The 14,274-nt window shown below is 43.2% G+C and carries 11 protein-coding genes; 9 read left to right on the top strand and 2 right to left on the bottom strand.

The genetic code is table 11. The features are described 5' to 3' along the window. Positions 1–28: 28 nt before the first annotated feature. The 4 genes from R8695_RS15750 (at position 29) to R8695_RS15735 (ending at position 4,392) form a co-directional block, all read left to right on the top strand. Positions 29–850, top strand: a complete 822-nt coding sequence (locus R8695_RS15750; protein ID WP_154779477.1) for a class C sortase — start codon at positions 29–31, stop codon at positions 848–850. A 4-nt stretch (positions 851–854) separates the two neighbouring features. Beyond that, positions 855–1,688: a class C sortase gene (locus R8695_RS15745; RefSeq protein ID WP_154779478.1), complete on the top strand. Its 834-nt coding sequence runs from the start codon at positions 855–857 to the stop codon at positions 1,686–1,688. Between the two features lie 17 nt (positions 1,689–1,705). Continuing rightward, positions 1,706–3,238: an isopeptide-forming domain-containing protein gene (locus R8695_RS15740; protein ID WP_154779479.1), complete on the top strand. Its 1,533-nt coding sequence runs from the start codon at positions 1,706–1,708 to the stop codon at positions 3,236–3,238. Positions 3,239–3,372: 134 nt separating this feature from the next. After that, positions 3,373–4,392, top strand: a complete 1,020-nt coding sequence (locus R8695_RS15735) for a GTP-binding protein (RefSeq protein WP_154779480.1) — start codon at positions 3,373–3,375, stop codon at positions 4,390–4,392. Positions 4,393–4,632: 240 nt separating this feature from the next. Here the strand turns inward: R8695_RS15735 and R8695_RS15730 are convergent, their stop codons facing one another. Together R8695_RS15730 and R8695_RS15725 are read right to left on the bottom strand one after the other, a co-directional pair. Then, on the bottom strand, positions 4,633–7,965 hold the full coding sequence (locus R8695_RS15730) for a TRAP transporter large permease subunit (protein WP_154779481.1): 3,333 nt from the start codon (positions 7,963–7,965) through the stop codon (positions 4,633–4,635). Beyond that, positions 7,966–8,520 (bottom strand): TRAP transporter small permease, encoded by a 555-nt coding sequence (locus tag R8695_RS15725; protein WP_025580891.1) that lies wholly within the window; start codon positions 8,518–8,520, stop codon positions 7,966–7,968. A 974-nt stretch (positions 8,521–9,494) separates the two neighbouring features. Between R8695_RS15725 and R8695_RS15720 the strand changes: the two genes are divergently transcribed. The 5 genes from R8695_RS15720 (at position 9,495) to R8695_RS15700 (ending at position 14,130) form a co-directional block, all read left to right on the top strand. After that, a complete protein-coding gene (locus tag R8695_RS15720; protein WP_154779482.1) occupies positions 9,495–9,968 on the top strand; it encodes a DUF3990 domain-containing protein in 474 nt (157 codons plus the stop codon). A gap of 37 nt (positions 9,969–10,005) precedes the next feature. Further along, positions 10,006–10,848: a hypothetical protein gene (locus R8695_RS15715; RefSeq protein WP_154779483.1), complete on the top strand. Its 843-nt coding sequence runs from the start codon at positions 10,006–10,008 to the stop codon at positions 10,846–10,848. A gap of 108 nt (positions 10,849–10,956) precedes the next feature. Next, complete coding sequence (locus tag R8695_RS15710) at positions 10,957–11,535, top strand: hypothetical protein (RefSeq protein ID WP_154779484.1); 579 nt, start codon at positions 10,957–10,959, stop codon at positions 11,533–11,535. Between the two features lie 90 nt (positions 11,536–11,625). After that, positions 11,626–13,257 (top strand): AAA family ATPase, encoded by a 1,632-nt coding sequence (locus tag R8695_RS15705; RefSeq protein ID WP_154779485.1) that lies wholly within the window; start codon positions 11,626–11,628, stop codon positions 13,255–13,257. Between the two features lie 480 nt (positions 13,258–13,737). Further along, the gene (locus R8695_RS15700; RefSeq protein ID WP_020993212.1) at positions 13,738–14,130 is read left to right on the top strand and encodes a VOC family protein; all 393 of its coding nucleotides are present in this window, start codon (positions 13,738–13,740) and stop codon (positions 14,128–14,130) included. The last annotated feature ends 144 nt before the right edge of the window (positions 14,131–14,274 follow it).

Here is a 14,274-nt window from a genome sequence, read left to right as displayed (position 1 = left end):
GATAAAAAGTGACAACAGGGAGATGCACATGAAAAAAAAGAATTTATCTACAATTGCATTAGTGCTTGTATTTTTCATGGGTCTCTCCGTGCTGTTATATCCAACAATCAGTGATTACTGGAATTCCCTGCATCAGTCACAGGCAATCGCGACATACGCGGATTCGGTGGCTGAGATGGATGAACAGGACTATGAGGAAATGTGGAATGCAGCCCAGGAGTATAATGAGAAACTTTTCGAGACCGGACATGGTCTGGGGCTGAAGAAGAAAGAGAAGAAGGAATACAATAAACTGCTGAATGTTTCCGGAACCGGGATCATGAGCTATATCGAAATTCCGAAGATCAAATGTTCTCTTCCAATCTATCACGGCACAGATGAAGGTGTCCTTCAGATTGCCATTGGTCACATCGAAGGGAGCTCCCTTCCAGTAGGCGGTGTCAATACTCACTGTGTTCTTTCCGGACACAGAGGACTTCCCAGTGCCAAGCTCTTTTCCAATCTGGACAAGCTGGAAGAGGGGGACATATTCATGATCCGTACCCTGGATCAGACGCTGACCTATGAAGTAGATCAGATCCGCATCGTTCTTCCGGACGAAGTGGATGACTTGAAGATCGAAGAGGGCAAAGATCTCTGTACACTGGTCACCTGTACTCCTTATGGAATTAATACCCACCGTCTTCTGGTGCGCGGTCATCGTGTAGCCAACCGTGAGGAAGCGGAAGCTGTTCGTGTAACAGCAGATGCCATGCAAGTAGACAACAGAATTGTGGCTGCATGTATTGCCGTTCCTGTCCTGCTTATTTTGCTGGCTGGCATCTTTGTAAGTGGTCGCAGGAAGAGATAAAAGAATGAAGAAAAAACATATATCAACGATCATTATCGCACTTATTTTTCTGGCAGGACTTGGTTTCCTCTTGTATCCTACGGTAAGTAACCTGTGGAACAGGGCGCATCAGTCTCGCGCTATTGCAACCTATACGAAGCAGGTGGAGAAGCTGGATGATTCCCAGAACAAGGAGATGCTGAAAGCAGCCAGAAAGTATAATAAAAGTCTTTTGAAGAAATCAGACCACTGGAAACTTTCGAAGAAGGATAAGAAGAAATATGAGAGCCTTCTGGATGTTTCCGGAACCGGGATCATGGGCTATATAGAAGTTCCGAAGATCGACTGTTCCCTGCCAATCTACCACGGAACAGACGAGGGCGCACTGCAGATCGCCATCGGACATCTGGAAGGAAGTTCCCTTCCTGTAGGGGGCAAAAGTACTCATTGTGTTCTTTCCGGACACAGGGGACTGCCCAGTGCCAGACTCTTTACAGATCTGGATCAGATGGAGGAAGGTGACATTTTTGTCCTGAATGTGCTTGGCAGGAAGCTGGCATATGAGGTGGACCAGATCAAGGTGGTTTTGCCCGATGAGATGTCTGACCTGGAAATCGTTCAGGGAAAGGATCTCTGCACATTGGTTACCTGTACGCCATATGGAATCAACACACACAGGCTTCTGGTGCGTGGACACCGGACCAAATACATAGAAGAGACAGTTGTTCGGGTACAGAAGGAAGCAGAGAAAAAGGAAACAGGTATCTGGCTGCTGGCCGGCGGCGGTGCTGTGTTCTTGATCATAATCATTATCGTGGTGGTAAAACGCCGCAGGAAACGTAGAAATCTACAGAGATAACGGAGGCTGGGTAGTATATGAAGAAAAAGTTTATGAAATGGAAAGGGTTCAGGATTCTGACAGCCGTTTGTATGGCTTTGCTGCTTCTGCTGGGAGTGGTGCCGGGAGTATGGGCATCTGATACAGGCAGCGGGGGGCAGTTGGGAAGTCTTTCTATGACACTGGCTGTGACTGAGGATGGTGCGCAGGTACCTTTGGCAGATGTGCCGCTGTCTTTGTATCAGGTAGGAACTATGGAGATTGATACCTATGTGGTTCATTTCCAGCTGGCTTCCTCTCTGGAATCTACGGGAATAGATCTGAATAATCTGAAGACTGCAGCGGATGCAGAGGCAGCAGCGAAGACACTGGTAAATAAAGTTGGAAGTGCAGGAGTTCCTGTGAAGACGGCTGTTTCAGATGTGAATGGTAATGTGAGTTTCACTTCTCTGGAGATGGGCGTGTATCTGATGGTTCAGACAGGAAATCTGGAGAGCTGCAGGGTTTCTCCGATGCTGATCTCTGTGCCGTATTCCAGTGATGGAAGTGAAGCTGGCCTGGAATATAATGTAACTGCTTATCCGAAAGCAGAGAAGAATAATGACAGTAATACAGGTACTCTGAAAGTGACCAAGAAGCTGTATCTGCTGGATGATGACTGGGTTGATATCTATACACCGGAAGCAACTTATTATGTACGTCTGTATCTGGATGAGGCGGCCACCATTCCTTATGGGGATGCGAAAGCGATCCATATTGTGGGAGATACCAGTGGTACTGTGGAGTATACGGATCTGCCGCTGGGCACTTATTATGTGCGTGAGACAGATGCAGAGGGTAATCCGAGACCGGATGGTGATTCTTTCCTGGATGAGACAGGAACCGAGGTTATCTGCAGTATTGATGTGAATGGTGAAACCGGTTCTATGGTTACTTTTGACAATGTGAATTTCGATGTACAGGAAGCTGTTGTAAATAATATTTATCTGGATCTGCCGGATAACTTCTACATGGAGCGTCTGTTATGGATCCAGAAGAATGTGGTGAAGGATGGACAGCAGACGACTGTAGATGATACATTCTATGCTACTGTCAATGAGGTTCAGGAAGATGGCAGCGAGGTTAAGGTAGAGACTCTGGAACTGAAGCAGAATGATAAGGTAAGTCTGGTATTCCAGTCTACGGATATTGCGGATAAGGATAAGGTATTCAAATACAGAGTATTCGAGTCTGATAAAGATGGTAAGGCGGTGGATAAGGCTACATTCGGATATAAGGTCAGCGGTGAAGGTAATCTGACATTCGATGGTGAGAAAGAACTGACAGTTACGATTACCAATACAGTGACAACAACCACTCCGACACCGACACCGACCCCAACACAGACTCCGGAAATCACTCCTGGCACAACTCCTGGAACAACGCCAGGCGTTACTCCTGGAATCACACCAACCACTTCACGCCACAGCGTAAAGACAGGTGATAACACGAACATTATAATCTGGTTCGTAGTTCTGTTTGTAGCAGCTGCAGCAGTAGGATTCGTGATCGCCAGAAAGAAAAAGAAATAATATATTATTGAAAAAACGTAACGTCTGCAGGCGTTGCGTTTTTTTCGTTATGATGTTATGATTTGAAAAAAGATTTTAGGCGAATGCAGATGGTTGTGTATATATAATTTCCAACAGCAAAGGAGAGACATGAAATGGTAAAAATAGATTTGATCACCGGTTTCCTTGGTTCAGGGAAGACGACATTTATCAGGAAGTATGCGCAGTATTTGATGGATACAGGAAAGAATATCGGGATTCTGGAGAATGATTATGGGGCTGTGAATGTGGATATGATGCTGCTTCAGGATCTGATGGGGGATAATTGTGAATTGGAGATGATCTCCGGGGGATGTGATAAGGACTGCCACAGGAGGAGATTTAAGACAAAGCTGATCGCTATGGGAATGTGTGGCTATGATCGTGTGATCGTGGAGCCATCAGGGATTTTTGATGTGGATGAGTTCTTTGACATTCTTCATGAAGAGCCGCTGAACCGCTGGTATCAGATCGGGAATGTGATCGCGATCGTGGATTCGAAGCTGGAAAGTGATTTGTCGGATGAGGCGGAGTTTATCCTGGCTTCGGAAGTGGCGGATGCCGGATGTATTGTGATGAGCAAGAGCCAGGAGGCAACGCCGGAGGAAATCCAGGAGACGATTGAGCATGTGAATTGTGCCTTGGAAAAGGTGCATTGTAGCAGGAGATTTGGAAAAGATTTTGATGGCAGTGGTGAAGCTGGTGTTACCAACAATGTTATCCACAAAAACTGGGATGAGATGTCGAAAGAGGACTTTGATCTGATCGCATCCTGTGGATATGAGATGGCAAGCTACAGGAAACCGGAGTTCGAGGCAGAGGATGCCTTTACTTCTCTGTACTTTATGAATGTGAAGATGACTGAGAAGGAGCTGCGGGAAGCCGCTGAGCATGTTTTGTCTGATCCTGAATGCGGGCGAGTGTTTCGGATGAAGGGATTTATGAAAATAGACAGTGATAGCGAAGACTGCTCTGGACATTCTGCCCGGACAGAGAGTGATGGAGAGCAGTGGATTGAATTAAATGCTACGAAGAATGAAATCACAATCCGTCCGCTTCATGTGGGGCAGGAGGTTCTGATCGTGATCGGGGAAGAGCTGCAGGAGGAGAAAATCAAGTCTTACCTGAAGATTTGAGATTTGAACGCAGGTCGCGAAGTGACTGCGCTCATGAGCAAGTAGCGAAGCGGATTGCGAATGTCCGCTTTACTTTATAAAAAGGGCACTTGAAAAATCAGGTGCCCATTGTATTCATCTGGCATCACCCTCCCTTCGTGAAACTGGAGGGCAGAACAAACAGGGTATGAAGCTCATCGTAATCTGATGAAACTTCATACCCTGTTTATTTATTTTTATGGAGTTTTGTAACCGTTTGAATTATTTGGTAAACAGATCAACCAGATCCTGGCCGTCTTCGTAGCCCTGGCTCTTCAGCTCGTTTACGAACCATTCGTCTACACCGTCTACAGCCTTCTTGAAGGAATCGATATCCATATCAGCTTTCTCTGTGAAGGTTACGCCGTTTTTGGATTCCCAGCGTTCTTTGATCTCATTGTCGCTGGAACGGTTGATGTAACGTTCATACTCAACTGCCTTCTGGCCACATTCATCAACAACTGCCTGCTGTTCAGGTGTGAGGCCGTCGTAGATATCCTGATTGATGCAGAAGAACAGACAGTCATAAATTGCATCCCACATAGAGCAGTAAGGCTGAACCTCCTGAACGCTTGCTGCGTCAATAGCAGGAAGTGGATTTTCCTCACCTTCAACAGTGTTCTGCTGAAGTGCTGTGTAAGTCTCTGACCAGTTCATGTTAGTGGCATCAGCGCCCCATCTCTTGTAGCATTCCATCAGAAGGTTGGAGCCTGCTACACGAACCTTCAGGTTCTTCATATCGTCTACAGATTTGATCTCGCGTTTGCTGTTAGTCAGTTCACGGAAACCGTTCTCTGCAATACCCATGCAGTGGAGTCCGTATTCGCTAAGGATTTCCTTCAGCTTCTCACCTGCTTCGCCGTCGAATTTCGCATCTGCATCATCATAAGAATCATAGACAAACGGAAGAGATACGACGTTGAAACGTGGGTCAAATGCGGAATAGATCAGGTTGGAATGCATGGAGATCTGAACCGGATCGCCATTCATCAGAGCCTGAATACCTTCGGACTGGTTACCGTTTGTCAGCTGATCAGCAGCATAAATGTTGACTTTGACTTTGCCGCCTGTGGCTTTTTCCATCAGTTCACCGAATTTACGTCCGCCGTCCGCCCAGGTACTTGTCTCAGTAGTGGAGCATGCGAAGTTCCAGGTTGTTTCCGGCCAGTCCAGATCACTGTAATCTTCCACTGTGTTGAAGGAATCCTTTGTGAAAAGGTCAACCAGATCCTGAGCATCGTCGTAGCCCTGGCTCTTCAGTTCGTTTACAAACCAGTCATCGATACCGTCAACTGCTTCTTTGAAGGAGTCGATGTCCATGTCTTCTTTTTCTGTGATTGTTACACCGTTCTGGCTTGCCCAGCGTTCTTTGATCTCGTCATCTCCGGAACGGTTGATGTAACGTTCATATTCAACTGCTTTCTGTCCTGCTTCGTCAACAACTGCCTGCTGTTCAGGTGTGAGACTGTTGTAGATGTCTTCGTTGATACAGAAGAACAGACAGTCATAAATTGCATCCCACATAGAGCAGTAAGGCTGAACCTCCTGAACACTTGCAGCATCGATAGCCGGAAGTGGATTCTCCTGACCTTCTACCGTGTTCTGCTGAAGTGCTGTGTAGGTTTCGGACCAGTTCATGTTAGTGGCATCAGCACCCCATCTCTTGTAGCATTCCATCAGAAGGTTGGAGCCTGCTACACGAACCTTCAGGTTTTTCAGATCGTCTACAGACTTGATCTCATGTTTGCTGTTTGTGATTTCGCGGAAACCGTTTTCTGCGATACCCATGCAGTGGAGTCCGTACTCACTGAGGATTTCTTTCAGCTTTTCACCAGCTTCGCCGTCGAATTTCGCATCTGCATCATCGTAAGAATCATAGACGAATGGAAGAGAAACAACGTTGAAACGTGGGTCAAATGCGGAGTAGATCAGGTTGGAGTGCATGGAGATCTGAACCGGATCACCATTCATCAGAGCCTGAATGCCTTCGGACTGGTTGCCGTTTGTCAGCTGGTCAGCTGCGTAAATGTTAACTTTGACTTTGCCACCTGTAGCTTTTTCCATCAGTTCGCCGAACTTACGTCCACCGTCTGCCCAGGTACTTGTCTCAGTAGTGGAGCATGCGAAGTTCCAGGTCATTTCCGGCCAGTCAAGGTCACTGTAATCTGCGATTGTGTCGAAGGAGTTATTGCCGTCTCCTGCCTCCTTGGAAGCTGTGTCAGAGGAAGCGGAGGACTGAACACCTGTGTAGGAGCCTTCTTTTGCAAGAACTTTCGGAAGGAAAGTGGAAGTGATCGGGATGTATGTAACGATCAGAAGAACTGCAACGCAGGCTGCGATCATTGGCACAACTGCCCTTGAGATCTCCTGCAGAGTAACTTCCAGACCTTTTTTGATCTTGATGCTGATTGCTACGAAAAGGTTTACACCTACAGGAGGAGTTACCTGTCCGATTGCAAGGTTTACAGTTGCCATAACACCGAATGCTACTATATCGTATCCAAGAGCCTTACATACAGGAAGCATAATCGGGATGAAGATGTACATAGCGGAGTTTGCATCGATGAAGCATCCTGCGATCAGGAAGATGATATTTACGATCAGCAGGAAGGTAAACTGGTTATGTGCGATGCTTCCAAGTAAATTGGAGGCTGCATCTGCAATACCGAATTTGGTACATACAAAGGAGAACAGAGAGGCACTTGCTACGATGAGCATGATACCGCCGGTTGTCTTTGCTGAGTCTACCAGGATGTCAAACATATCGCGGATGGAAACTTCGCGGTAGATGACCATACCTACGAAGAGACCGTATACAACGGATACGGCTGCTGCTTCTGTTGGTGTGAAGATACCGCCGTAGATACCGCCCAGAATGATGACCGGCATCAGGAATCCCCAGAAAGCATCTTTGAAAGCGTCCCAGCGTTCTTTGCCGGAGGCTTTTTCCCTGGATGGTTTGATATTGTGTTTCTTTGCTTCCAGCATTACTACGATTATCAGTGCCACGCCCATTAGAAGACCTGGTACGATACCTGCCATGAACATGTCTGCGATGGATGTGCCTGTGATGGAGGCATATACAACGAAGGCGATACTTGGCGGGATGACAATGGCAATGGAGCTTGAGGTTGCCATCAGTGCTGTGGAGAATGGTGCGGAGAAACCGCCCTGTTCTACCATTGCAGGGATCAGTACGGCGCCAAGGGCTGCAACAGTTGCAGGGCCGGAACCGGAGATCGCGCCGAAGAAGCAGGCTACGATAACACATACGATGGCGATACCGCCTTTTTTGTGGCCTACGCAGGTATCAACGAATTTGATCAGTCGCTTGGAGATACCGGCTTTTGCCATGATGTTTCCTGACAGTACGAAGAATGGGATTGCCAGGAGCAGGAATTTACTGATTCCTGAGTACATGTTGGTTGCTACGATCGTCAGGGATGTACCGGAGTAGAGGATTGCGCATACGGAGGAAAGTCCGAGGCAGATTCCGATGGGTACACCCAGGATCAGGAATATGAAGAAGGAGATAAATAAGATTGCACTGATCATTTATTTGCCCTCCTTTTTGTCTGTTGTGATTGTGTTCATGTTACTTTTTGTGCTGTTGTCGGTATTTTTGGCACTGTCGGTTTTGCAGCAGAAGTCCAGACAGAATTCAATGAAGTGAAGGATCATGCATCCTGCACCGATGGGTACGAAGGACCAGAAGATCCATTCAGGCCAGTTTAATACGAAGGTTCTTTTTCCATTCTGAAGCTGAGTGATTACCTTGTCCATTCCGTATTTGAAAAGGATGACGCTGAAGATGATGCTCAGGACTGTGATCAGAATTACGGATGGTTTCTTCAGTTTCTTTGGAAGGCGGTCTGTGACCAGTGTCAGGCTGACCAGTTCTCCTTCGCGGCAGGCCAGTGCGGCTGCCAGCAGGGTGATGAGTACGAATACCGCTACTACAAGTTCTTCTGTGAAGGACCAGGAACGGTGGATGACTTTACGGGAAAATACGTTTCCCACAGTCAGCACCAGGATCAGCAGTGTGGAGATCACAAGGACGATCTTTTCTACTGCAGCCAGTGCGTTCATGATTTTTTTGTAGATTTTCATGCTCTCTACTCCTCTCAAAAAATTTGCTGCTGTTTTTCGGAATTTGGAGCAGATTCAAGGCAGATGGAATGTAATGGTTATAATATGTAATTAGTTACATTTTTCATCTGTGGTGAATTCTGTTGTCTGCGAAAAACAGAAGTAGTGTTTCGGTTTCAGATCGACAGCCTGGAAAAGAAAGTATGTCTCGTGTGTAAGGGCATTTTTGACACAAGAAAGAATCCTGCTTGCAGGATTCTCCGCCTGCGATGGGTCGCTTCAGCGACATAATTCCTCTCCATCGCAGTGCGATCCTGCCCAGAGGGCTTTTTTATGTTATAGGAATATTATGGAGTAATTTCCTATAACATAAAAAAAGTCCGCCCCACGCAGGGACGGACATATGATATTCCGTAACCACCCTGTTTCACCTTTGAAACAAGTACGATTCTGCAACGTACCGATATACGCGGCTCCTGTAACGGGGGGCGGCCGGGGAAGCTTACTGTGAATACGGCAATATCTGTGATGGCTGTATTCAAGGGTTCGGCTTTCCTTCTCGGGGATGATATTCGAAACAGGTCTGTCACTGCATTTCACCGGACTGCAGTTCTCTGAGGACAGGGGGGACTGTTTTTACTGGTTCCCTTCGTTGAATTTATGCGTTATAGGTTTAGCTGTTTAAAAAGCTAAAGCAATTTTAACGCTGTTTGTTTTGAAAGTCAAGAGGTTTTTGTAAGTATTTGGGGGAAGTTTGTTGGTGTGGGGCGTACACAGCGCAAGAGGGGACGCGCGAAGCAGCATCTCTCTGCAGGTTCAGTTCCGGGGGCTAAGTAACTCCAGATTCACCTGCAGAGAGATGTTGCTTCGCGCTGGGGATTGGAAGTGTAAGAGGGAACAGTAATGACTGTAATGCTGGATGCAAAGATGTTGATTCTGTTAGAGAAAAGACTTACAATTATAAGTGCATATAAGTAACAGGGAAAGGAGAAGGAATGGTTTTATTTTATGGAAGTAAAGAAATTGTTGTGTATCCGAGTATAAGAAAGTCTATTTATAATAGAGATTTTTATTTTGGATTTTATTGTACTGCGAATAAAGAGCAGGCAGAAAGGTGTGCAATCAGGTATGAGAAAAAAGGATATGTGAACAAGTATAACTATATTCCAAATCCTGCATTGAAATATTTGAAGTTTGAGAGAATAACAGACGAATGGCTTGACTTTATTGTAGCTTGCAGGGTTGGAAAAGCGCATACTTATGATATTGTTGAAGGACCTATGGTTGATGATGCGATATTTAATTATGTACAGGATTTTGTGGATGGAAAAATAACAAGAGTGGCATTCTGGGAACTTGTTAAATATAATCATCCGACATATCAGATTAGTTTTCATACGATTTCTGCATTGGATACATTGACGTTCACAGGAAGTGAGACGGTTTATAGAAATAAAAATAACAGTTAACTTAAAATATAATTAATCACGAAAGAAGGGATACATAATGGAATGGGATGTTGAAAAATTAAGTAATTCTAAGTGGACAAAGAAGATAATGGGTATAGTACTTTTATTGTTAGTAGCATTATTATCATTTAATAAAATTTCGGTGGTTACTTCATCACCTGAGACATATGCATCTATGATTGAATCTTTAGATGAAAAAAGAAATACAGTAACCGGTTTAATTGCAACTTCTACTGCAACATCAGCGGCAATAACAGTTTTACCAGATGATGTTGGGACCCCTATTGCAGAAAAAATTGCAGATTTGAGTACATATTTTCTTAGTGTATTAGGTGCAATTTTTTTGGAGAAAATTTTATTAACTGTCGGTGGATATGTTACTTTTAAATGTATCGTTCCTATATTGTGTTTTGTAGCAATTTCAGCAATATTGATAAGAAAAAAGACTTGGAGAACATTTTGTTACAATCTTATTGTTAGAATGCTCTTGTTTGGTTTTGTATTATGTATAGTTACTCCTGTAAGTATACAAATATCTACAGTAGTTGAAAATTTACATGCGACATCAATTAATGAAAGTGTAGAAAAAGTAAAAGAATCAGCGGAGAGTATGGATGAATCTGATTCTGATAATGAAAGTCAGAAAAAAGAGGGGTTTGTTAGTGGACTTGTTTCAAAAGTTACAGATTTAGCAGAAGGAATTACATCTGGAGTAACGCAAACATTGGATGCAGTTCAAAATTATCTTAATAATCTTATAGAAGCATTTGCAATTTTTATGGTCACAACATGTATTATCCCAATAGTAGTGCTTATAATTTTGATTCTTGCAGTTAAGTGGATATTTAGCAGTATAAGTTTACCAAAGTTGCAGGCATAAAAAACTGAGACTTTAGTTTTGAGTTAATCTGTGGTTGTCTTTATAGGAAAAAGGCTTGCAATTATAAATATATAAGATGATTTATAGGTATTCTAGAGGAGTGATAGGATGTTTTCAAATTATGGAACGCCTATGGAGACGTTATTTAAAGGGATTTTGATGCTTGCAGCCTGTTCGGGGTGTTATCTGGTTTGGTGGGGTGTGGCTTTTTATCCGGAGAGACATGTTCCGTTGTGGCTGTCGGGAATTTTGCTGGTGGCGACGGCGGCTTGTGGGATTATGGCGGTAAACTGGATGGCGCAGGGCATTTTTCAGGCAGAGAAGGTGCGTGCAGGAATTCCTGGTGGATGGATTCTGGCTGGTGGTGTGATTGGTTATGTTGTTTTGTTGGTAATCAGTAATATTATTTTTCATCGTATGGTGACGACGGAGTTGTTTCTGATTATCGGATGGGCGGTTTTGAATCTAATCACAGTTGATACGCTGTATGCCAGTGGATTGTTTTCAGCTGGAGTTTCTGTTGCATTTGTGGTGTTGACCTTGGTTGTGGTTGTGGCGAGTTTGTATTGTTATATGATTTATTATGAGCTGGAAACTTGGAAGGGGTATATAGACGGATTTCTGCCGTTGGTAATGGTGGGAATCGTGATGCTGGTTCTGGCTGGGGGGATGTTTTGGAGAAAATGATATAAGATTGGTAATAATTGCAGTTTTGTATGTTTTATGATATTTTGGAGTAAGAGAAAAGGGAAATTGTCCAGAAAGGAGACTGTCCACATGGGAATTTATTTAAACAGCGTATCTCCGTATACGTTATATAAAAGCGAAGTATGTAGTCCGTATTTTGTGGATAAATCGCAGATGCTAAGAGAACTGATTCCATTGGCTGAGGTTGGAAATCGTCATGTGTGTGTGACACGTCCCCGCAGATTTGGAAAAACAGTGATGGCAAATATGATTGGCGCTTTTTTTGGAAAAGATGTTGCGTCGAAGGATGTATTTGAGACATTGAAAATCTCAGAATTTGCTGATTACAGAAAGCATTTGAACCAGTATAATACAATTTATATTGATTTTAGCGTGGTTGATGATGAATGTATAAGTTATAAGGAATATATAGATGAGATAAAGGGGAATTTAAAAGAGGATTTAAAGAGGGGATATCCGGATATTGATTTTCGTGAGAATGGTTCTGTAAGAGAAGACCTACAGAGGATTTTTGCGGAAAAAAAAGAACGTTTTGTCTTTGTCTTTGATGAATGGGATTCGGTATTTCATATGCCGTTTGTGACAGAGGATGATAAAAAGTCTTATTTGCTATTTTTGAAAGGATTGTTAAAGGATAAGCCGTATGTTGCATTGGCATATATGACGGGAATATTGCCAATCGCCAAGTATTCCAGTGGATCTGAATTAAACATGTTCATGGAGTATACGATGGCTTCGGAGTCTAAGTTTGGTAATGTATTTGGATTTTCAGATAAAGAAGTTGATATGCTTTATGAAAGATATTGCGAGAACAATGCCGGAAAAGAAGAAACGCTGAATGTGACCAGAGAAGGATTACGTGAATGGTATGATGGATATTTTACTAAAAATGGGGAGAGAATGTATAATCCAAGATCGGTTGTGGCAGCCTTAGAGAATAATAATCTGGGCAGTTACTGGACAAGTTCAGGACCATATGATGAAATATTCTATTACGTTGAGAATAATATTGCAGATGTGCGTAAAGATATTGCGCTTATGATTTCTGGTGAGGGTGTCAAGGCGAAGATTCAGGAGTATGCGGCCACTTCTCTGAATCTGCTGACCAGAGAAGAAATTTTATCTGCCATGGTAGTATATGGTTTTTTAAGCTATTATAATGGAAAGGTGTATATTCCTAATAAAGAATTGATGGACAAATTTGATGAGATGGTTCAGAAAGAAGCTTCATTGGGATATGTATACAGATTGGCGAAAGAATCTGAGCGTATGCTGGAGGCCACACTTCATGGGGATACAGAAACTATGGAGAATATATTGGCTTATGTTCACAATACAGAGACCCCAATCCTTTCTTACAATAATGAAACAGAATTATCAGTGGTTGTGAATCTTGTTTATTTGGCAGCGAGAGATAGATACCGTGTGGAGAGAGAGGATAAGTCAGGGAAGGGGTTTGTTGATTTTATTTTTTATCCAGAAGACAGATCGGACACATGTATTATTTTAGAATTAAAAGTGGACCATACACCGGAAGAAGCCATTGAACAGATTAGAGATAAGGATTATATGCTACGGTTTATGGGAAAATTAGGTGAATTACCGAAATATACTGGTGAGATTTTAGGTGTTGGAATTAGTTATAGTAAAATCGATAAAATACACAGATGTAAAACGGAGATTCTCAGAAACAGAATTTAACCGAATTAAGTAAGTAGCGAAATTGGATTGCGAGTATCTGTCTGGTTTTATGAATAAAAATATAAAAAACCATCCTGTATGATATCATTGATATGATTAGAAACAGGATGGTTTTTATATTATTTAAACAGGTGAGTTTTCCTAATCCTGGGCTGTGGTGGCAAATAGGTGGCGGAAGATGAAGCGGCAGAGTGGTCCGACAATCAGGACCTGGAGTGGGTAGTAACAAAAACTCCATATAAATGCAAAAATGCCGCCTACTCGTCTGACATTGGGTAAGCGACATTTTATGTCGTATTTATTTTATCAGGTATTAGAGTTCTATGTCATGGGAATTTTGTACAAAATAGAAAAGCAAATAAAAAGAATTTATAACGGCTATTGACAATTAAATTGTTTTCTGAGTATATTGTAGAAAAATGAGCCATGTAGCAGAAGCGGATTGCGAATATCCGATTGACTAGAAGGGAGCAAATGATTATGGACTTAAAGAACTATTCAACAGGTGTACAGCATATCGGGATTCCGACAAATGACATTGATAAAACTGTGGAGTTTTATCATAAGCTGGGATTTGAGACGGCGTTTGAGACTGTAAATGAGGAAGCGAATGAGAAGGTTGTGTTTCTGAAACTGGGAACTCTGGTAGTGGAGACTTATGAGAATCATGCGGCGAAGATGGAGCATGGGGCGATTGATCATGTTGCGCTTGATGTGAGAGACATTGAGGAGATTTTCCAGTATATTAATGAAGCTGGTTTAAACTCCACACAGGATACCATTCATTTCCTGCCATTCTGGGAAAATGGTGTAAAATTCTTTACCATTGAGGGTCCGAATAAGGAGAAAGTGGAATTCAGTCAGTATCTGTAAAACAGAAAAAGTTACGGAATATACCTACATAATAAAATTCCGAACATAATAAAATGAAGCAGTAAAGCCGATACATTGACTGGAAACAGTGTGTCGGCTTTTTGGCTGTCCGGAATAGACCGCAGCAGTGAAAAACGGGAAAAA

The organism is Blautia luti (genome assembly GCF_033096465.1).
Taxonomy (GTDB): Bacteria; Bacillota; Clostridia; order Lachnospirales; family Lachnospiraceae; genus Blautia_A; species Blautia_A luti.
This window is presented reverse-complemented; position numbering and strand designations above follow the sequence as displayed.

Coding starts and splice junctions, on each gene's coding strand:
- R8695_RS15720 (WP_154779482.1), top strand. CDS start 9,495: ATGGTTTTATTTTATGGAAGTAAAGAAATTGTTGTGTATCCGAGTATA.
- R8695_RS15725 (WP_025580891.1), bottom strand. CDS start 8,520: ATGAAAATCTACAAAAAAATCATGAACGCACTGGCTGCAGTAGAAAAG.
- R8695_RS15705 (WP_154779485.1), top strand. CDS start 11,626: ATGGGAATTTATTTAAACAGCGTATCTCCGTATACGTTATATAAAAGC.
- R8695_RS15700 (WP_020993212.1), top strand. CDS start 13,738: ATGGACTTAAAGAACTATTCAACAGGTGTACAGCATATCGGGATTCCG.
- R8695_RS15730 (WP_154779481.1), bottom strand. CDS start 7,965: ATGATCAGTGCAATCTTATTTATCTCCTTCTTCATATTCCTGATCCTG.
- R8695_RS15710 (WP_154779484.1), top strand. CDS start 10,957: ATGTTTTCAAATTATGGAACGCCTATGGAGACGTTATTTAAAGGGATT.
- R8695_RS15735 (WP_154779480.1), top strand. CDS start 3,373: ATGGTAAAAATAGATTTGATCACCGGTTTCCTTGGTTCAGGGAAGACG.
- R8695_RS15750 (WP_154779477.1), top strand. CDS start 29: ATGAAAAAAAAGAATTTATCTACAATTGCATTAGTGCTTGTATTTTTC.
- R8695_RS15745 (WP_154779478.1), top strand. CDS start 855: ATGAAGAAAAAACATATATCAACGATCATTATCGCACTTATTTTTCTG.
- R8695_RS15715 (WP_154779483.1), top strand. CDS start 10,006: ATGGAATGGGATGTTGAAAAATTAAGTAATTCTAAGTGGACAAAGAAG.
- R8695_RS15740 (WP_154779479.1), top strand. CDS start 1,706: ATGAAGAAAAAGTTTATGAAATGGAAAGGGTTCAGGATTCTGACAGCC.